Genomic DNA, 20132 nt, shown 5'->3' on the forward strand with positions numbered 1-20132 from the left:
AACATCGAGACAATCCCCCGGTAAAAAATGATCCAGCGGCTGCCTGAGCACCAAACGAACGGAAACGAAAAAGCCCGGCGCGGTGGCCGGGCTTCCCTCACGCGGATCGCTCCGGCGATATTATGCTTCGTCTTCGTCGACGCCGTCGGCTTCCGGATCGAAGAAGTCTTCCGGACGGAGCGCGTCTTCGTCAACGCCGTAGATCGCGTCAACCGAGGTGAGTTCTTCGCCCTTGGCCTGGCGTTCTGCCTCTTCGGCGGAACGGGCAACATTCAGCTCGACGTTGATTTCGACTTCGGCATGCAGCTGCAGCTCGACCTTGTGCAGGCCGATCGACTTGATCGGCGTGTTGAGGTGAACCTGGTTGCGGCCGATGTTGAAGCCTTCGGCGGCGAGAATCTCGACGACGTCACGGGCAGCGACCGAGCCGTAAAGCTGGCCGGTTTCGCCGGCCGAACGCACAACGATGAAAGACTTGCCATCGAGGACGTCGGCGACCTTCTGGGCTTCCGACTTGCGCTCGAGGTTGCGGGCTTCGAGCGTCGCGCGCTCGGCTTCGAAGCGGGTCTTGTTGGCGGCGTTGGCGCGCAGCGCCTTGCCGAGCGGCAGCAGGTAGTTACGGGCAAAGCCGTCGCGAACCTTTACGGTTTCGCCCATCTGGCCGAGCTTGGAGATGCGTTCGAGAAGGATGACTTCCATTTTCTTTTCCTTTCTTGTGTCTCAGATTTTCGTATCGGATTGTTTGGGGGCATCGGCATCTTTCGTCGGGGTCAGCGCGATCGCCTTGCGCGTATCGCTAAGACCCACGACCAGGATGAGGAGAGCTGGCAGCAGCATGAGCATCGAAGCCAGGTAGCAGAGGATGAGGGCCGGTATGCGCCAGTCCTTCCCACGCGTGCGGAAATGCAGCGAGGCGAAGCCGGAGAGCATGAAACCGGCGCCGAAGGCACCGATCACGGTCGCCCCGAGCAGCGCCGGGACGCCGCCGAAGAAGCAGGCCGCTAGCCCGGCCAGGAAGATGAAGATCGAATTGCGGTTCATGCGCAGCGATGAGGGAATGTCCTCGCGCGGACGAAGACCCCGGCCTGATGCCGCGACGATGCGCACGGCGAAATAATAGGCTGCGAACAGCATGCTGACCCACATGCCGCCTTGCACCGCCGGCAGCATCAGCAGGATCAGCGATTTGGTCTGCGCGGTCGCCGTCGGATCGGGCATGAATTCCGGTTGCTGCTGTTTGACCGAGGTGATCAGCAGATCGACGATCGGATCGGTGACCTCGGGCCCATAGCCGATCATCACGCCGATGACGATGACGGCGATCGTCACCAGGCCGCAGAGATGCAGCAGGATATCGGAGAGCGGGTACCAGGCAAGCAGATGGTCAGGGCCGCCGAGCTCGGAGGCGGGACGTGCGAGATTGGCGAGATGGCTGAGCCAGCCGGCCGGCAGCAGCGTCACCAGCGTCATGATGAGCGCGAAGGAGGGGGAGATCATGACCGCGCCGAGTGCGGCTGCGGTGACGACGGCCGAAATCGCGGCGGCATTGCCCCAGCCGAGCCCGACGATCAGGATCGGAAGCGCCGAGGCCGTGTAGAGGATCGCGCTGAAAAACGACGGCTGCATGCTCGCGCCCAGCACCAGCAGGGCGGCGGTCAATCCGGCGAGTGCGCCGATCAGCAGCGTTCTAAGGTTCGGTCGTTTCAAGATCGCTGTCCTGCTTCATCAAGCAGTTAGAGGTGTTGCTGAATCGAATTCAGAAACGTCTCAACATGGGTTTTAAGAATTCCGATCCACGCCCATCGCGGAAGGGAGAAGGGAAGGCACGAATGCCTTCCCTCGATTGTGATAGCGTCAGCCGATCAGGCGACGACGTAGGGCAGCAGGCCGAGGAAACGGGCGCGCTTGATCGCCTGGGCGAGTTCGCGCTGCTTCTTCTGGGAAACGGCCGTGATGCGGGACGGAACGATCTTGCCGCGCTCGGAAATGTAGCGCTGCAGCAGGCGTACGTCCTTGTAGTCGATCCGCGGTGCGTTTGCGCCGGAGAACGGGCAGGTCTTGCGGCGGCGATGGAACGGGCGGCGGACCGGTGCGGAGGAAGCTTCAGACATTCTTATATCTCCTTATGCACGGTCTTCGCGCGGAGCGCGATCCGGACGCGGGCCACGCTGGAAGTCGCCGTCACGGCGCGGCGGACGGTCGCCGAATTCGCGGCGCGGGCCACGATCGCCGCCTTCACGCGGGCCGCGGTCGTCGCGGTCGCGCTTCTGCAGCATGGCAGACGGGCCTTCTTCGTGCTTTTCGACGGCGATGGTCATGTAGCGAAGAACGTCTTCGCTGATGCGCATCTGGCGCTCCATTTCCTGGATCGCAGCCGGCGGTGCATCGATGTCCATCAGCGCGTAGTGCGCCTTGCGGTTCTTCTTGATGCGATAGGTGAGGGACTTGAGGCCCCAGTTCTCGATGCGCCCGACCTTACCGCCGTTAGCTTCGATCACGCCCTTGTACTGTTCTACGAGGGCATCGACCTGCTGAGCGGAAATATCCTGCCGGGCAAGGAATACATGTTCATAAAGAGCCATGACAGCTTTGCCTTTCTTGCGTTTGGTTCAACCCGATATTCGGCGGCTAAGCCTCAACGACTGCTCCTGATTGGGCGGACCCAGGCAAGAAAAGCGTTTCCGAGACGGTCGAGAGCGGAGACACGGGAGGCTGGAACGCTTCCGTTCCGAACGATTTCCACGAGGAAACCGGCCCTCCGTTCAGCCACCAGCCAGAAGACCGGGTTAACGAACAGGGCGGCTTATACGGATTTTTGCGGGAAAGGCAAGTGCACGCGGCGGAAAACCCCGCCGCATGCAGATCGCTGACCTGAAATCCTCAGGCTGTCACCGGCTGCGGAGGAGCCGGCTGAGGAACGAAGAAGAGTGAGCCGTCGAATGGCAGGCCGGACATTCGAATGATGGCAGGAAATCCCCATTGAGGATTGCCCTTGTTTCCGCCGTCCTCGTTGAAGGACTGATCCTTGAGCAGCGGGTCGTCATTGGGGCTCCACAAAGGTTGCTGGTTGAACCAGGAGAGCGGGTCGCCTTTCAAGATCCCGGCGAAGGTCGCGCAGACGATGATGGAGCCCACGTCCCCCAGGTGGTTGCCGCCTGTCTGCTCGGCTTCCTTGAGGATGTAGTACCATAGCGTTTCCGGCTCCTTCGCATTCAGCGCTACGACGGGCACGCCGAGATGGCGGGCGACATCGGGGCCGGAGGGAAGTTTCATTCGCACCCCGCGCGTGAGGTTGCGCGCAGCCAGAACGTTGAGCACTTTGGTCGGATCCGCAGGCGACTGTGGATCCTCGGACAGGAACATCAGTGCGTTCGAGAGCTTCGTGTCGATCTTGCGCGCCCGCTGCGGGAAGTTCTGCACGGAACTCTTCATCTGGAAGAACCAGTCCCATTGCAGTACCCGCCGGACGTCGAGCGGCTTTCCGCTGATCAGGTCGCTTGAATGGTTCTTGTTGAAGATCGGGAAAAAGACTCCCACGCCGGCCGGCGGCTTGCGCACGTTGGTCTGGTAGGCGTTTCTAACCATCGAATGGCCGAAACGGTAGGCGGCGACGGAGAATTCGAGCGGCATGAAAGGCTGGTTCTTCCATGAGTAGACGTCGTCATAACCGGGCTTCCAGATATGCCTTCCGTCCGCTTGCTTCTTGCGTGCGAGTGCTGCGTTGTGCACGCCCTTGTCGGCAATCCGCATCAGGAAGTCGTTCCAGACGATCCACTGATAAAGCCAGCGCAATGTCTTGCGCGCCTGGTTGAAGGCTTCCGTTGCCGAGATCGGCTTGCCGGCCGGAGCCTTGGAAAAGGCAATGTCGACGAGCTTGTTGTGGGCGAGCGTAAAGGCGAGATGGATTTGCGCGACAATGGAGTTCTCATCATTGCGCGGATCCCCGATCAGCGCTTTACCCTCGCTGTTTCGCTGCAAGTCGAAGAGCTTGCCGGCAAGCGTGCCGAGATCGGGGCCGGTGATCGGCGTTACGAGCAGCTTGCCGGTAAAGGCACCGGTCGTGCTGTCGTGCTGATAGAGATGCGGCTGGGCATCCGGTCCCATCCCGTAAAGACAGTCGAGGTCGAGTCGAGGCGTTCGGAAGTTGTGCAGGCGGTTCGGATCGAGCTCGGCATCGCTGAGCGGCGTTACATCGAGCGTCAGATCGTGGTCGATGAACTGGCCGAAATATACGTAACCGGATGGCATTGCAGAGTTCAGCGGCGAATTGGGATTGCCGGCGTCCGCCGTGCTGTCGCTGATAATGATCTCCTCCGGCTTTTTGCCGGGGAATTCGACCATTTCTTCCGACGCAAACTTCAGAAAATGCTCTTCCAACTGATGATCAGGTACGCCTTCTGGCGCCCATGGATCAAGATCGGCAAATATTCGGCCGAAGCCGCCTTGGTAAAAGCGCGAGCGCGGCGCTGTTACATCGAAATTCTTGCTTCCGTGATGCATGATAATCTCCCCCCAAGAAGGGGCACAGTTCATGTGCCCGGCGGGCGAGATTATCTATTTAAATAAGGGCTAATGCAATTATAAATTAATACTTCGGGATTCGTGCAATTTTATGTTTGTATTCGCTTACCATCGTTTTTTTGAAGGTTAGACCCAGCGAACGCTCAGGAAGGGACGCGTGCGTCCCTTCCTTTAGCTTCCGGAAGCCGTCACAGCGTCAGCGGATACTGCCGGTGCACCTTGGCGATTTCCGCCAGCACCTCGTCCGACAGCCTCACCTCGGCCGCGCCGATATCGACCTTCAACTGCTCCATGGAGGTCGCTCCGATGATGGCCGACGCCATGAAGGGTCTCGACAGGCAGAAGGCGAGCGCCATTGCCGCCGGGTCGAGCCCGTATCGCGCTGCGATCTCCAGATAGGCCTTGGTCGCCGGCTCCTGCAGCGGCTGCAGGCGGCCGCCGATATCGTGGTTGATCGAGCCGCGCGAGCCCTTCGGCCTGGCGCCGCCGACATATTTGCCGGTCAGGATGCCGCCGGCGAGCGGCGAATAGGCGAGCAGCCCGACATCCTCATGATGCGAGAGTTCGGCGAGGTCGAGATCGAAATGGCGGTAGAGCAGATTGTATTCGTTCTGGACGCTGGCGACGCGCGGCAGGCCCTTCTGTTCTGCGAGCGTCAGATATTTCTGGATGCCCCAGGTGGTTTCGTTGGAAAGGCCGGTCGCGCGGATCTTGCCTTCATTGACCAGCGCGCCGAGCGTTTCCAGGATGTCGAGCATGTTGGCGACGGCCTGTTCGCGGTCCTGGTTGAAGGGATTATAGCCCCAGTTCTGGCGGAAGTGGAAATGGCCGCGGTTCGGCCAGTGGATCTGATAGAGATCGACGTAATCGGTCTTTAGCCGCTTCAGGCTGGCCTCCAGGGCCAGTCGGATATTCTTTGCATCCGCGCCGTCGCCGCCTCGCAGGTAATCGCGGCCGCGGCCGGCGACCTTGGTGGCGAGCACGATATCGCTGCGCTTGCCTGACTTGCCGAACCAGCTGCCGATGTAATCTTCGGTCCAGCCCTGTGTTTCCGCCGAGACCGGGGTGGTCGGATAAAGCTCGGCGGTATCGAAGAAATTGACGCCCTTCTCGACGGCGTAATCCATCTGCGCATGAGCGTCGGTTTCGCTGTTCTGCGAACCCCACGTCATGGTGCCGAGGCAAATTTCTGAAACGGAGATGCCGGTGCGGCCGAGCGAATTATACTTCATGGGAAAAACCTTGGGGAGCGATCTTGAGATGGAAGCCTTGGGAAGTGCCCGCGCAAATCTAGGCCGGATTTGACGGAGCGCAAGAGCAAAACCGGGCTTTTGTGCCGGTGCGAAAGGCTTTGCAGAGAACTTGCCGCCACTTGACTCTCCCGGAAAGAATGTCAATTGGAGGCAAAATAGCCTCGCGGGGCGCAACCAGGGATACGAGAATGACCATCGCTTTCACTTTTCCCGGCCAGGGCAGCCAGGCCGTTGGCATGGGCAAGGATCTCGCCGAGAATTTCGCGGAAGCGCGCGCCGTTTTCGAGGAAGCCGACGAAGCGCTCGGTGAAAAGCTTTCGGATGTCATGTTCAACGGTCCCGAGGACACGCTGACCTTGACGGCGAATGCCCAGCCGGCCCTGATGGCCGTGTCGATCGCCGTCGTCCGCATTCTTGAGGCCAAGGGACTGGATCTGAAGTCGAAGGTCGCCTATGTCGCCGGCCACTCGCTCGGCGAATATTCCGCACTTTGCGCTGCCGGCACCTTTTCGCTCTCCGATACCGCGCGGCTGCTGCGGATCCGCGGCAATGCCATGCAGGCCGCCGTTCCTGTCGGCGTCGGCGCCATGGCCGCGATCATCGGCCTCGAACATGCCGACGTCGTTGCCGTCTGCGAGGCGGCCGCAGCCACCGGCGCCTGCCAGATCGCCAACGACAATGGTGGCGGCCAGATCGTCATCTCGGGTGAAAAAGCGGCCGTCGAAAGGGCGGCCGGCCTTGCGACCGAGAAGGGCGCCAAGCGCGCCATTCTGCTGCCGGTTTCCGCTCCCTTCCATTCCAAGCTGATGGCGCCCGCCGCCGACGCCATGCGCGAGGCCTTAGCAACGGTTGCCAAATCCGACCCCGTCGTCCCGCTGATCGCCAATGTCCGCGCAGCCCCCGTCACGGGCGCCGACGAGATCGCGGGTCTCTTGGTCGAGCAAGTGACCGGTCAGGTCCGCTGGCGTGAGACGGTGGAATGGTTCGCCGGCAACGGCGTCACGACGCTTTATGAACTCGGCTCCGGCAAGGTGCTGACCGGTCTTGCCCGCCGCATCGACAAAACGATCAACGGCGTCTCGGTCAATGGTCCCGCCGACATCGATGCGGCCGTCGCCGCCCTCATGGCCTGATTGCTATCTCCAGACAATAAGGAACGTTTCCATGTTCGATCTTTCCGGCCGCAAGGCTCTCGTCACCGGCGCATCGGGCGGCATCGGCGAGGAAATCGCCCGCCTTCTTCATAAGCAGGGGGCGATCGTCGGCCTGCACGGCACCCGCGTCGAGAAGCTGGAAGCGCTGGCAGCCGAGCTCGGCGAGCGCGTCAAGATCTTCCCGGCCAACCTGTCGGACCGCGACGAGGTCAAGGCGCTCGGCCAGAAGGCGGAAGCCGATCTCGAAGGCGTCGATATTCTGGTCAACAATGCCGGCATCACCAAGGACGGTCTCTTCGTGCGCATGAGCGACGAGGACTGGGACGCCGTTCTCGAAGTAAACCTGACCGCGACCTTCCGCCTGACGCGCGAATTGACGCATCCGATGATGCGCCGCCGCTATGGCCGTATCATCAACATCACCTCCGTCGTCGGCGTCACCGGCAATCCAGGCCAGGCCAATTACTGCGCCTCCAAGGCCGGCATGATCGGCTTCACCAAATCGCTGGCGCAGGAGATCGCCACCCGCAACGTGACGGTCAATTGCGTCGCGCCCGGCTTCATCGAAAGCGCCATGACTGGCAAGCTGAACGACAAGCAGAAGGAAGCGATCATGGGGGCAATCCCGATGCGGCGCATGGGTACGGGCGGCGAAGTCGCCTCCGCCGTCGCCTATCTCGCCTCCTCGGAGGCCGCTTACATGACCGGCCAGACGCTGCACGTAAACGGCGGCATGGCGATGATCTGAAACGACAAACCATCGCCACGGGAATAATTCCCGCAATAGCATGTTGAGCAATCACGAAGCGTTGATTTTCTGGCTTTGCGGCAGACATAAAGCATGTTAAGCGGGCCATGACTGTGAACAGTCGTCCCGAGAAAGCAGACGGACCGGCGGGCTTTTCGCAAGCCTGGGACATCTCTGAAGCCGGGTAAACGAGTTTGCCGAGGATGTCTGAAAACATCGCAGGCTGAAACAGGTAGGGATGCCGTAACGGCATGCCGATCAGGACATAAGGTCGAGGAAACCGACATGAGCGATATCGCAGAACGCGTAAAGAAAATTGTTATTGATCATCTTGGCGTCGATGCCGACAAGGTCGTCGAGAGCGCCAGCTTTATCGACGATCTGGGCGCTGACTCGCTCGACACTGTCGAACTTGTCATGGCTTTCGAAGAAGAATTCGGCGTTGAAATTCCCGACGACGCCGCTGACTCGATCCTGACGGTCGGCGATGCTGTGAAGTTTATTGAGAAGGCCCAGGCCTGATCCAGTGCATTTGAGAAAGGGCGGGCCGGGAGTCCGCCCTTTTCTTATCGGCATATTTCTCCATAGAACATAAGAGACGGGGGAAAGCACGCGATGAGACGTGTCGTCATAACCGGTACCGGCATGGTATCACCCTTGGGATGCGGAACAGAGGTCACGTGGTCGCGCTTGCTTGCCGGCCAGAACGGCGCCCGTCTGGTCACCGAATTCGAGGTTGACGACCTTCCCGCCAAGATCGCTTGCCGTATCCCGCTCGGTGACGGTGCCGACGGCACCTTCAATGTCGATCAGTGGATGGAGCTGAAGGAACAGCGCAAGGTCGATCCCTTCATCATCTACGGTATGGCCGCCGCCGACATGGCGCTTGCCGATGCCGACTGGCATCCCCAGACCGACGAGGACCAGATCGCCACCGGCGTGCTGATCGGCTCCGGCATCGGCGGCATCGAAGGCATCGTCGAGGCGGGCTACACCCTGCGCGACAAGGGCCCGCGCCGCATCTCCCCCTTCTTCATTCCCGGCCGGTTGATCAACCTCGTCTCCGGCCAGGTTTCGATCCGCCACAAGCTGCGCGGACCCAATCATTCGGTCGTCACCGCCTGCTCGACGGGCGCGCATGCGATCGGCGATGCCGCGCGGCTGATCGCGCTTGGCGATGCCGACGTCATGGTCGCCGGCGGCACGGAATCCCCCGTCAGCCGCATTTCGCTGGCAGGCTTTGCTGCCTGCAAGGCGCTGTCGACCCAGCACAATGACGATCCGCAGAAGGCTTCGCGCCCCTATGACCGCGACCGTGACGGCTTCGTCATGGGCGAGGGCGCCGGCATCGTCGTGCTCGAGGAGCTGGAGCACGCCAAGGCGCGCGGCGCGAAGATTTACGCCGAAGTCGTCGGCTACGGCCTGTCGGGCGATGCCTATCACATCACTGCGCCGTCCGAAGACGGCGAGGGTGCCGGCCGTTGCATGGCGATGGCGCTGAAGCGCGCCGGGCTGACGCCGGCCGACATCGACTACATCAACGCCCACGGCACGTCGACCATGGCCGACACGATCGAACTCGGTGCCGTCGAGCGGCTGGTCGGCAACGCAGCGTCGAAGATCTCCATGTCCTCGACCAAGTCGGCGACGGGCCACCTTCTCGGCGCGGCCGGCGCCATCGAGACGATCTTCGCCACGCTCGCCATCCGCGACAATGTCGCGCCGCCGACGCTCAATCTCGACAATCCCGAACGCGAGACGGCGATCGATCTTGTTCCGCACAAGGCGCGTGAGCGAGAAATCAACGTGGCGCTGTCCAATTCGTTCGGATTTGGCGGCACGAACGCATCGCTCGTGCTGCGCCGTTACGCCTAGCGGATACCCACGGGTATCCCGACGCCGTCGACAAGGCCGTCCTGCACGCGCATGGCAGGGCGTGCGAAAGCACAGCAGGTGACCGGCGTCATTGAGCGGCGGTAGACCTGCTTTTGCCGCATTGCTTCGCGAAATAGCGAAGTGAAGGCCAAGTTTTAGAGGATTGCCGGTGAGCGATACGACGAACCAGAGCAACGATACCCCGCAGGGCGAGAACGGCCGGCAAGCGCAGAAGGGACCGATCATCCCCAAATCGCCGAATGAGGCCCTGCGCCCGGAGCGCGTTCCGGAGCCGCCGAAGCGGTCCAAGAATGCCCGCAGCCAGGTTGTTCTTTTCCTGAACTTCATCATGACGATGGCCGTTCTGGTCTGCATCGTTGCCGTCATCGGCTTCTACTACGCCAAATCGACCTATCAGAGCCCCGGTCCGCTGCAGACCAACACCAATTTCATCGTTCGCAACGGCGCTGGCCTGGCCGAAATCGCCTCGAACCTCGAGCGCAACGCCATCATTACCGATGCCCGCATCTTCCGTTATCTCACAGCCACGCATCTGTCGGCCGGAGAGAGCCTGAAGGCCGGGGAATATGAGATCAAGGCGAAGGCTTCCATGAGCGATATCATGGAGCTTCTGAAATCGGGCAAGTCTATCCTTTATTCCGTATCCTTCCCCGAAGGCCTGACGGTCCGCCAGATGTTCGACCGCATGCTGGCCGATCCGGTGCTGGAAGGCGATTTGCCGGCAGCGCTGCCGGGCGAGGGCAGCCTGCGTCCGGATACCTATAAATTCTCGCGCGGCACCAAGCGTTCGGAGATCATTCAGCAGATGGCGGCGGCACAGCAAAAGCTCGTCGACCAGATCTGGGATAAGCGTGACGCGTCGCTATCTCTACGGTCCAAAGAAGAATTCGTGACACTCGCTTCGATCGTCGAAAAGGAAACTGGCGTTCCCGACGAGCGCGCCCATGTCGCCTCCGTCTTCCTCAACCGGCTCGGCAAGGGCATGCGCCTGCAGTCCGACCCGACGATCATCTATGGCCTCTTCGGCGGCGAAGGCAAACCGGCCGACCGGCCGATCTATCAGTCGGACCTGAAGCGGGACACGCCGTACAATACCTATGTCATCAAGGGTCTGCCGCCGACGCCGATCGCCAATCCCGGCAAGGATGCGCTGGAAGCCGTCGCCAATCCCTGGAAGACGCAGGATCTCTATTTCGTCGCCGATGGCACCGGCGGCCACGTCTTCGCGGCCACGCTCGAGGAGCATAATGCCAATGTCAAACGCTGGCGTAAGCTCGAGGCCGACAAGGGTTCGGATCCGAACATAGCGGTTGACGGCCAGCCGGAGGAGCCGCCGGCAGATAATGGCGCGGCCGTCGTTCCGCCGAAGAAAAAGAAAATCAACTGACAGATTTCGGGAGGCTCGCATGGCTCTGCAGTCCATGACCGGTTTTGCGCGGCGCGAGGGAACGAGCGGTCGCTGGCGCTGGGCATGGGAGCTGCGCTCGGTCAACGGCAAGGGCCTTGACCTGCGCTTGCGCCTGCCGCCCGGGCTTGAACGGATGGAGGCGGAGGTTCGCCGCCTTGCCGGCGAAAGCTTCAGCCGCGGCAACCTGCAGGCATCGCTGTCGGTTACCGCTGACGAGAACCGTTTCGAGGCGGTGCTGAACAGGCAAGCGCTTGCCGCCGTGCTTGCCATGCGCGAGCAATTGGAAGGCATGATCGACCCCGCGCCGCTGAAGCTCGACACGCTGCTTCTCGTGCGCGGCATCGTGGAATTCCGCGAAGGCGAGGATAGCGAAGAGGCGCTCGCCACCCGTGACGCCGATATCGCCGCCGGCCTGCTGGCCGCTCTTTCCGATCTGAGGGCAATGCGCGAACAGGAAGGATCGGCGCTCGTCCGCATTCTTCTCGATCATGTCGCCACGATCGAAGGCTTGACGCGTGTGATCGAGAGCGATCCCTCGCGCTCGCCGCAGGAGATCGCGGCGCGGCTTACTGCACAGGTGACTTTGTTGATGGACGGCATGGCTGCCCTCGACCGCGACAGGCTGCACGCCGAAGCTGCGCTGTTGGCGACCAAGGCGGATCTGCGCGAGGAAATCGATCGGCTCAAGGCGCATATTGCCGCTGCACGCGATCTTCTGGTGAAAGGCGGCCCCGCCGGCCGCCGGCTGGACTTCCTTGCACAGGAATTTAACCGCGAATCGAATACCATCTGCTCGAAGTCGAATGCTTCGGCGGTCACCGCCGCCGGCATCGAGCTGAAAGTCGTGATCGACCAGTTCCGCGAGCAGGTCCAGAATTTGGAGTAGGACATGAAACCGGCGAAATCCTCGCCCGTCCAGATCGCCCGCCGCGGTCTGATGCTTGTTATCTCGTCGCCGTCGGGCGCCGGCAAGTCCACCATCGCGCGCACGCTGCTGGAGCAGGACAGGCAAATCGGCCTCTCCGTCAGCGTCACCACGCGCCAGCGCCGCCCGAGCGAAGTCGAGGATGTGCATTACCACTTCAAGAGCGTGCGCGAGTTCGAGCGGCTGCGCGATAGCGACGCGCTGCTCGAATGGGCCGAGGTGCATGGCAATTTCTACGGCACGCCGCGCGAGCCGGTGGAGCAAGCCATGGCCGAGGGCCGCGACATGCTTTTCGACATCGATTGGCAGGGCGCTCAGCAATTGCAGGAGAAGATGTCGGCCGACGTCGTCTCTATCTTCGTGCTTCCGCCGACAATGACCGAGCTGCAGTCGCGGTTGCACCGCCGCGCCGAGGATTCGGAAGAGGTCATCCAGACGCGGCTGGCCAACAGTCGCGCCGAGATCGCCCATTGGCGCGAATATGACTACGTCATCGTCAACGACGACCTCAACGCCGCCTTCGATGCCGTTCAGTCGATCGTCAAGGCCGAGCGCCTGCGCCGCGACCGCCGCCATGGCATGTTCGATTTCGTCCGTGGATTGCTGGAAGAGACGCCGTCGCTTTAAAGGGAATTCGCAAGCAGGCAGAACTCCTCGACGGACAAGGTCTCCGCCCGGCGCACCGGGTCGATCCCTGCCTTGACGAGCAGGCTCTCACCGCCGAGCGGCTTCAAGCTTTGACGCAGCATCTTGCGGCGCTGGCCGAAGGCGGCTTGCGTCACCTTTTCCAGATTGCCGACAGCGCAGGGAATAGGGTTTTCCCGGGGAAGCAGCTGCACGACGGTCGACGTTACCTTCGGCGGCGGCGTAAAGGCTTGCGGCGGAACATCGAAGGCCATGCGAGCTTCCGTCCGCCAGCCGCAGAGAACGCCGAGACGGCCGTAGTGATCGTCATCCTCGGCGGCGACGATACGCTCGCCGACTTCCTTTTGAAACATCAGCGTCAGCGACTGCCAGAACGGCGGCCAGGCCTTCGGCAGCAGCCAGTTGACCAGCAGCTGCGTGCCGATATTATAGGGCAGGTTGGCAATGATCTTGACCGGACCTTTCGGCACCAGGGCCTCGAAATCGGTCTTCAGCGCGTCGCCTTCGATCACGTCAAGCCGGCCGGGATAATGACCGGCGATTTCGGCGAGCGCCGGCAGGCAGCGCGCATCGCGTTCGACGGCGATCACCTTCTTGGCGCCGAGCGCCAGGATCGCGCGCGTCAGCCCGCCGGGACCGGGGCCGACCTCGAAGACGGTGGCTTCTTCGAGAGCGCCGGCCGTGCGGGCGATCTTCTGGGTGAGGTTGAGGTCGAGCAGGAAGTTCTGGCCGAGCGCCTTGCGCGCATCCAGGCCATGACGCTGGATAACGTCGCGAAGCGGCGGCAGACCGTCGAGTGCTGCCATCAGCGGCGGCTTTCCATGCTGCGGTCGAGCTGCGCGGCAAGCTTCAGCGCCGCGACGAGGCTCTCCTCGCGTGCCAAGCCTTTGCCGGCGATGCCGAAAGCAGTGCCGTGATCCGGCGATGTGCGGACGAAAGGAAGCCCCAGCGTCACGTTGACGCTGTCGTCGAAACCGAGTGTCTTGGCCGGGATCAGCGCCTGATCGTGATACATGCAGACGGCAACGTCGTATCGCGCCCGCGCCTCGTCATGGAACATCGTATCGGCGGGCAGGGGGCCGATCGCATCGATGCCCTCGTCGCGAAGGCGCTCGATTGCCGGACGGATGATGGTCTCATCCTCCTTGCCCATTGCCCCGCCTTCGCCGGCATGCGGGTTGAGGCCGGCAACGGCAAGCCGCGGCGCCTCGATGCCGAAGCGCTGCCTCAGATCTTCATGGGCGATCCGGCAGGTTTCCATGATCAGTTCGCTCGTCAGCGCCTGCGGCACGTCGCGAACCGGAATATGGATGGTGACGGGAATAGCCTTGAGCTTCGGTCCTGATAACATCATCACAGGCGTGACCGGACGGCCTGTCGCCTTGGCGGCGAGATCCGCCAGAAACTCGGTATGACCGGGAAAGCGGAAGCCTGCTTCATAGAGCACACTTTTGGAGATCGGGTTGGTGACGACGCCAAGCGCCTCGCCATCGATCACCAGTGATACGGCTTTCTCGATCGCCGCGATCGTGCCTTTCGCCGTTGCCTGGTGCGGCTCGCCGGCCACCACCTCGATGCCGGCCGGCACCGTCATGACGGGCAGTGCATCGGCAAAGATACCGGCAGCCTCGCTGGCGCCATCGCTCTCGCGGATCGAAACCGTCAGATTGAGCTGGCGGGCTCTTAACGCCAGGACATCAGGGTCGCCGATCAGGAAGAAAGGCGGCAGCCCAAGTTCACGCCGCCGGAGCCACGCCATCAGGGTGATATCCGGCCCGATGCCGGCGGGATCGCCCTGAGTGAGCGCAAGCGGTCGTGAGAACGGTATTGCCATCGTCTGTCAGCGATAGGCGATCTGCGCCTTCTTGCGCAGTTCTTCCAGGTATTTCTTGGCGTTCTCGTTTTCCGGCGGACCGCTCTTGTCGGCCTTGGATTTGTCGAGATCTTCCTGGCGGAAGACCATTTCGGCGGCCTGGTCGTCGGAAACCTGACGCTGACTGCAGATTGCCAGGTATTCGACCCCCTTGTCGGTGACGCGGGTGCCTGTGGTGTTGCCCTTGGCCTGTTCGACCAGCGGCTTCCAATCCGGCGGGATCTCCGGGGCGAGCATGCGGCCGAGGTCGCGCACGGAAACGTCGCGCATCGTCGCGGCAAAAACCTTTGACTGGTCGCAGCCGGGGAATTTCGAGCGCGATGCCTCCGCCTCGCTCTTGCGCTTGCCGGTGATGGCGCCGCGCTTGGCTTGCGGAACGACGAAGATGATCTGCTGCAGCATATATTCCGTCGTCACCGGCTTCTGCTTGTTGTTCTGCATCATGCGGGAGACGAGGTCGTAATTCGACAGCCGAGACGTTGAACCGTAGCGCGCATTGACGACGCGCGGCCAGCTCATCTGCACGGCAATGAAACCCTTGAAATGGTCGACACCGACGCCGGCGCGATCGAGGATCTGCGACATCTGCTCGACGGAAAGCTTGTTGCCGCTCGAGAAGCGCGCGAACGAGGCATCGACGTCCTGCTGCGAAACCGACATACGAACGCGGGCGACCTCCTGCCGCTTGAGCGTCTCGTCGATCAGTTGCTCTTCGGCAGTCTTGGCGTCCGCCTTCGTATGCTGCAGCCGCAAGAAGGCCTGGCGCTTGGCGACGTCGCCGCTGGTGATGGCGGTGCCGTTCACCACGGCTTTGACTTCGCTTGCGGCAAATGCCGGAGCCGCAAAGCCAGCCAGCGTAATAGTTGCCCCCGTGATGAAGGCTGTTATGGCTTTTTTCGCGTCAATCATCTGTTGACCTCCCGATGGCGCCGCGAGACGTGTTCGCGGCGTTCTTACCACAGTGCGAGACAAGCGGAAATCGCTTCCATCATGGCGCGAGACCGCTATGCCTCAGATATCGACTGGCGGCAATGTCCTGCACAGGCTTACGGCGAAAGAATGACTGAAGGTCATGTCCCTGTCCGTCATTCGACGCTATCGGTGCCGATCTTGATATCGCCGAGCGTGCGGAAGGTCAGCCGAGCGCCGATCGTCCAGTCACTTCCCGACTCATCGTCGGCGTCCCTCGTATCGGTATAGGCGATCGTAAAGATCGTGCATTCGTCCTCGTAGCTGAGGCCGAGCGTGCGGCGGCTGAGCACCTCATTGTTCAGATCCCAGGCAATACCGCCGAAGATTGACCAGTAATCCTTGAACTTGACGCGGCTGCTGGTCTGGATCTCGTCGTTGTCGTCAGCGAAGCCATATGCCGGTTGCGCGCTGAGGTGGGTGTAAGTCACCTGCGTGGAGAAGGTGTCGTTCTGGTAAGCCGTCGTCAGGTCGCCGCGGCGGAAATCGAAATCCTTCTCGTCGAGGCGGTAGGAGGCTGTCACGGAAACGCCGAACGGCGTTTCGATGCCCCCGAGACCCACATAGTCGGAGCGAGCGGTTTCCAGGCCCGAATCCGCACCCACGTTGACAAGGTCATTGGTGGCGAACGAGTTCTGTCCGGCGATCTGGTAGGACTGGCCGAAGAGGCCGTGCAGCTTGTAGCCGCTGTCGAACGTGCCGGTATACTGAATGCCGACATTGGCGCGGGTGCCGCCTTCGATACGGTCGTAGCCCGAGAATTTGTCGCGGTCGAACAGCGAGGTGGCGTCGAAGACGAAGCTCTGCGCATCCTCGTTCGGCAGCCGGCCGGCGAGCTGCTCGTCCGGGCGGGCATAGATCTGGGCGATCGGCTCGAGGATGTGGGTGCTGTTGTCAGTCGTCATCAGGATCGGATAACGAATCTCCAGCCCGGCAGTGAACATCGAACGGGTGGCGGAATTGCCGTCATAATAGTTGCCGCCATAGCCGGTCGGATCGTCCATGTTCAGCGCGAAGGCGTCACCGCGCGCAGCCAGCAGCGGCGTAATCACCAGGCCGGTCGGCGTAACGTAGGTGCGCTTCCACTGCAGCTCCGCGGTCAGGCGCGAGGTCTGTCCCTTCAGGCCGCGGAAACGGTCGAAGCCGTCAACGGTATAGAAGTCGTCATGCGTGCGCGAAATATTCGTCAGGTTGACATCGGCCGATAGTTCGCCGCCTGCAAGCGGCTGCGGCGCCACATAATGATAGTCGAGCGAAGGATAGACGATCGCCTGCTGCTTTTCGGCCGTGTTCGTCCGGTCAGCATCTTGGACGTCGAAATAGAACGCCCGCATGTCGAAGTAATTCCGCTTGCCCAATCCCGTCAGGTAGATCTGGTTGGTGCGATCTGTGCCGCTGAGCCCGCGCAGCTTATAGGTTTTCGAGAAGTTGTTGTCGCTCTGGACCATGACGTCCCAGCCGAACGTCCAACGCGGATTGATGCGGAACTCTGCCTTCGACGCCACCATGCCGCGCCGCTCGGCTTCGGCATCGCTGGTGCCGGAGCTGAAATTGCCCGGGGTTGCCTGGTCTATGCCGGCGACGCGCAGGATATGCGTGCCATTTTCAAAACGCTGGCGGAACTCGCCTTCGACAAGAAAGCCCTGGGCCGTGTAGCCGGTGGCGGTGACCGTCGCATCCATGCTCGGCGAGATCACGTAATAATAAGGAATGGAAAGACCGAAACCGAGATTCTGCGACAGGCTCATCGTCGGGAAGAGAAAGCCCGACTTGCGCTTCACCGTGTTATCGGGAACCTCGATGAACGGCAGGAAGGCAATCGGATGGCCGAGCAGCTCGAATCGCGCCCGCTCCAGCCGGACCGTGTGCGTTTCGCCATTCTGGATGACACGCTGCGCCTTCACCTGCCAGAAGGGCGCCCGCTTGGGATCTTCGGCGCAGGGAAGGCAGGCCGTATAGACGCCCTTGTTGAGAATCATCAGCGTGCCGCCGACCCGCTCGCCGCTTTCGGCGACGATACGTGTGTTGTCGGAGGTTTCGATGCGCAGCGAGTTCAGGAACCCGTCGGCGAAATTGTCGGTCACATCAAGATTGTCGGCGTAGATGCGGTTGCCGTCGGGGCTGACCAGCTCGACATTGCCGATCGCCGTCATCCGGCCGGTCTTCTGATTATATTCGACCTTCTGAGCGACCATTTTGTAGCCGCCATAGTTGATCTGCACGCCGCCGACCGCCGACACCATGTCCGCATCGCGATTATAGACGAGTTCATTGGCCGACAGGAGAAGCTTGGCTCCTTCGGGGATCTTCTGCTGGATATTTTGTTCGGGCGTCGTGACCTGGCCGAAAGAGGCCGGAACGCTGCTGAAATAGGAACATAGAGTCGCGCCGGCAAGCAGGGCAACCAATTGTTTACTAAAGTACTTGCGGTCGCCTGCCGCCACTAGCCGTCCTCCTGATGAAGCAGAATAGTCGCGCCCAACGCCAACGCGACGACCACCGGTATCCACGTCGCCACGAAAGGAGGCACGACTCCACTGCTTCCGAATGCTTTTACAAGCACGGTGATGACATAAAGCACGAAGCCCGCGAGGATGCCACCCAGAATCACGGAGCGGGATTGGTTGAACCGGCTAAATTTTAGGGACACTGTTGCAGCAATGAGAGTCATCGCCACCAGCAGCAACGGCTGGGACAACAGCGCGTTGAATTGCGTCTCCAGCGCCTTGGTTGAGATGCCGAAGGATTTGGCCGCTGCAATGCGGTTCGAAAGGTCAAAGAAACCAATTGTTTCCGGCGCCGTCAGCCGCTCCTGGACGAAATCCTGTTTCAGATTGGTGCGAAGTTGAACCGAAGCTTTGCGCACGGGGATTTCGCCAGGCTTGCGCTCGACGACAGTGTTAAGCTGCCAGTAACCATCTTCCAACTTTGCCGTCGCGGCGTCCTGTCTCAGAATGACCTGACCGCTTGAATCGAAATGGATCAGCACAGCGTCGATTAGCTTTGTCCCGTTCTCCTGAACGGTCTGGGCGCCGATGATGACATCGTCCCGGCCGCTGATCTGGCGCAGCCACGGAATCTGCGGCGCCTTGCGCAGGACCGCATTTTCGCCGCGCCAGTCGGATTCGACGAGAAGAGCCTGACGCTGTCCCCAGGCGGCAAGCGGGTTGAGCGCCGTCATCGTCAGCACGCCGATGGCCAGGGATCCGACGATGAAGGGAAACATGAATTGCCAGACGGAAATGCCGGCTGCCCGCGTCACGACGAGCTCATATTTGCGGTTGAGACCGATCAGCACCGTCATGCCGACGAACAGCGTGATGAACGGCACCGTCTGCTGCAGGATGAGCGGCAGGCGAACGGCGGTCATCAGGATGCCGCCGCCGATCGTGTAGCCGGGCAGGCCGGACATGCGGCCCGCCGTCTCGCTGAAATCGAGGAGGAAACTAATCGCCGACACGCCGATCAGGAACCAGCCCGTCGTCGCCAGATAACGACGAAAAAAATAACGCGACAATGTACCGAACATCATTGGGTAGCGCCCCCGCCGGTCCTGCCCGCAGCGGCAAGCAGTCTCTCCTGCATCCGTCTCCAGAACGACGAGATCCGATCCCGGATGAACGAAGGCATGACCAGTCGCTTGTGCAGGCCCAGGAAGACGATCGAAATGATGCTACTGACGATCGGGATCGCGTAGAGGACGGCGATATATTCAGGATCGGTGTCGATCTGATTGGCCGCGTAGAAGGCCGCCCAGCGCAGCGCGAAGGCGTAGGCGAGGGCACTGACCATCGGATGCAGCCGGGCTTCGCGGTGCGAGCGCGCGTCGCCGGCGATCGCCAGCGAAAACAGCGCGAAGACGACGGGCAGGATCCAGTCCGTCAGTCGCCGGTGCAGCTCGGCGCGGTAGCTCTGCGGCCGGATCGTGTAGTCCTTGTCGGCCGGGTCGGGATTGAACAGGAACCACAGATCACGATCGCTGGCGCGCAACGTCGCCTGACCGCGATTTTCCGTCATGTCCGAGAGGTCGAAGGAATAGGAATCGAATTTGATGACCGAGACGTTGCCATCCGGCGTTTTGCGGTGGACCTCGCCGTCATGCATGATCAGCGTCGTGCCTTTGTCGTCGACGGCGCCTTCCTTGGCGTAATAGATCAGCTCGTAGGCCGGATCGCGCTCATCTGCGACGAAGAGACCTTTCAGCGTGCGGCCCGCCATGCGCTTGGAGATCTGCACATAGAGGCCTTCGTCGAGCTTGCGGAAGGTCTTTTCCTCGATCACCGAGGAGAGCAGGTCGGCATAAGTCTCCGCGATCATCTGGCGGACCACGGTCTTGGCCCGCGGTTCGACGATGTTGTCGACGAAGAAGGAAAAGACGCTGATGACGGCGGCAAGCAGCAGGATCGGACGAATCAATATGCTGCGCCGCGCGCCTGCCGCATCGATGACGGTGAGCTCGGAATCGTTGTTCATCGTCGTCAATGTCTGCGTGATGGCGATGACGAGCGCGAAGGGCAGCACGACGGGAATGATCGACGGCAGGATCATCGTCGCCAGCTTGGCGAACGAACCGATCGACTGGCCGCTGTCGGTGACGAGGTTGATGCGCTGCAGAACCTGTGTCGTCCAAATAATCGCCAGCACGGGCAGCAGAGCCACGAGAAACATCTGGCCGACGCGCCGCAATATGTATGTCTCGAGTAGTTTCATGCCGGCCCTTGAAAGCACCCTGCACGCCCA

General features: G+C 61.4%; 19 protein-coding genes. 7 read left to right on the plus strand and 12 right to left on the minus strand.

The annotated features are described in order from the left end of the window. Positions 1 to 120: 120 nt before the first annotated feature. The 6 genes from rplI to ATY76_RS23000 all read right to left on the minus strand — a co-directional run bounded on the left by rplI (position 121) and on the right by ATY76_RS23000 (position 5753). Entirely contained in the window at positions 121 to 699 is a 579-nt protein-coding gene (gene rplI / locus ATY76_RS22975) for a 50S ribosomal protein L9 (RefSeq protein ID WP_088677025.1), read from the minus strand. Between the two features lie 21 nt (positions 700 to 720). Further along, on the minus strand, positions 721 to 1707 hold the full coding sequence (locus ATY76_RS22980; RefSeq protein WP_088677026.1) for a DUF2232 domain-containing protein: 987 nt from the start codon (positions 1705 to 1707) through the stop codon (positions 721 to 723). A gap of 155 nt (positions 1708 to 1862) precedes the next feature. Continuing rightward, complete coding sequence (rpsR, locus tag ATY76_RS22985; RefSeq protein WP_004680498.1) at positions 1863 to 2111, minus strand: 30S ribosomal protein S18; 249 nt, start codon at positions 2109 to 2111, stop codon at positions 1863 to 1865. Positions 2112 to 2123: 12 nt separating this feature from the next. Further along, a complete protein-coding gene (gene rpsF / locus ATY76_RS22990) occupies positions 2124 to 2582 on the minus strand; it encodes a 30S ribosomal protein S6 (RefSeq protein ID WP_011424774.1) in 459 nt (152 codons plus the stop codon). 298 nt (positions 2583 to 2880) lie between these two features. Further along, positions 2881 to 4500 carry a heme peroxidase family protein gene (locus ATY76_RS22995; RefSeq protein WP_190233716.1) on the minus strand — a complete coding sequence of 540 codons (1620 nt, stop codon included), beginning with the start codon at positions 4498 to 4500 and terminating at the stop codon, positions 2881 to 2883. Between the two features lie 209 nt (positions 4501 to 4709). Then, positions 4710 to 5753, minus strand: coding sequence for an aldo/keto reductase (locus tag ATY76_RS23000; protein ID WP_088677028.1), 1044 nt, complete (start codon positions 5751 to 5753; stop codon positions 4710 to 4712). A 209-nt stretch (positions 5754 to 5962) separates the two neighbouring features. Between ATY76_RS23000 and fabD the strand changes: the two genes are divergently transcribed. The 7 genes from fabD (at position 5963) to gmk (ending at position 12532) form a co-directional block, all read left to right on the plus strand. Continuing rightward, on the plus strand, positions 5963 to 6907 hold the full coding sequence (gene fabD / locus ATY76_RS23005; protein ID WP_088677029.1) for an ACP S-malonyltransferase: 945 nt from the start codon (positions 5963 to 5965) through the stop codon (positions 6905 to 6907). A gap of 31 nt (positions 6908 to 6938) precedes the next feature. Beyond that, positions 6939 to 7676, plus strand: coding sequence for a 3-oxoacyl-[acyl-carrier-protein] reductase (gene fabG / locus ATY76_RS23010; RefSeq protein WP_008522356.1), 738 nt, complete (start codon positions 6939 to 6941; stop codon positions 7674 to 7676). Positions 7677 to 7961: 285 nt separating this feature from the next. After that, entirely contained in the window at positions 7962 to 8198 is a 237-nt protein-coding gene (locus ATY76_RS23015) for an acyl carrier protein (RefSeq protein ID WP_003547058.1), read from the plus strand. Between the two features lie 93 nt (positions 8199 to 8291). Next, complete coding sequence (fabF, locus tag ATY76_RS23020) at positions 8292 to 9551, plus strand: beta-ketoacyl-ACP synthase II (RefSeq protein ID WP_088677030.1); 1260 nt, start codon at positions 8292 to 8294, stop codon at positions 9549 to 9551. A 169-nt stretch (positions 9552 to 9720) separates the two neighbouring features. Next, entirely contained in the window at positions 9721 to 10959 is a 1239-nt protein-coding gene (gene mltG / locus ATY76_RS23025) for an endolytic transglycosylase MltG (RefSeq protein ID WP_088677356.1), read from the plus strand. A gap of 19 nt (positions 10960 to 10978) precedes the next feature. After that, a complete protein-coding gene (locus tag ATY76_RS23030) occupies positions 10979 to 11866 on the plus strand; it encodes a YicC/YloC family endoribonuclease (RefSeq protein WP_088677031.1) in 888 nt (295 codons plus the stop codon). A gap of 3 nt (positions 11867 to 11869) precedes the next feature. Continuing rightward, complete coding sequence (gene gmk / locus ATY76_RS23035) at positions 11870 to 12532, plus strand: guanylate kinase (protein WP_064682104.1); 663 nt, start codon at positions 11870 to 11872, stop codon at positions 12530 to 12532. Here gmk and rsmA read toward each other — a convergent pair. The 6 genes from rsmA to lptF all read right to left on the minus strand — a co-directional run bounded on the left by rsmA (position 12529) and on the right by lptF (position 20102). Further along, complete coding sequence (gene rsmA / locus ATY76_RS23040) at positions 12529 to 13356, minus strand: 16S rRNA (adenine(1518)-N(6)/adenine(1519)-N(6))-dimethyltransferase RsmA (RefSeq protein ID WP_088677032.1); 828 nt, start codon at positions 13354 to 13356, stop codon at positions 12529 to 12531. The two genes, gmk and rsmA, sit on opposite strands and share 4 nt — an antisense overlap. Continuing rightward, complete coding sequence (gene pdxA, locus ATY76_RS23045) at positions 13356 to 14384, minus strand: 4-hydroxythreonine-4-phosphate dehydrogenase PdxA (RefSeq protein ID WP_088677033.1); 1029 nt, start codon at positions 14382 to 14384, stop codon at positions 13356 to 13358. Before pdxA ends, rsmA begins: the two co-directional genes overlap by 1 nt. A 6-nt stretch (positions 14385 to 14390) precedes the next feature. Continuing rightward, positions 14391 to 15332: a peptidylprolyl isomerase gene (locus ATY76_RS23050; protein ID WP_088677034.1), complete on the minus strand. Its 942-nt coding sequence runs from the start codon at positions 15330 to 15332 to the stop codon at positions 14391 to 14393. 176 nt (positions 15333 to 15508) lie between these two features. Further along, entirely contained in the window at positions 15509 to 17836 is a 2328-nt protein-coding gene (locus ATY76_RS23055; protein ID WP_088677035.1) for an LPS-assembly protein LptD, read from the minus strand. Beyond that, positions 17836 to 18924, minus strand: a complete 1089-nt coding sequence (lptG, locus tag ATY76_RS23060; protein ID WP_088677036.1) for an LPS export ABC transporter permease LptG — start codon at positions 18922 to 18924, stop codon at positions 17836 to 17838. The genes ATY76_RS23055 and lptG overlap by 1 nt, the downstream gene beginning before the upstream one ends. Next, on the minus strand, positions 18921 to 20102 hold the full coding sequence (gene lptF / locus ATY76_RS23065; RefSeq protein WP_088677357.1) for an LPS export ABC transporter permease LptF: 1182 nt from the start codon (positions 20100 to 20102) through the stop codon (positions 18921 to 18923). The genes lptG and lptF overlap by 4 nt, the downstream gene beginning before the upstream one ends. Positions 20103 to 20132 lie beyond the last annotated feature (30 nt).

Origin of the sequence: Rhizobium sp. R339, assembly GCF_002211395.1 — a bacterium.
GTDB lineage: Bacteria > Pseudomonadota > Alphaproteobacteria > Rhizobiales > Rhizobiaceae > Rhizobium.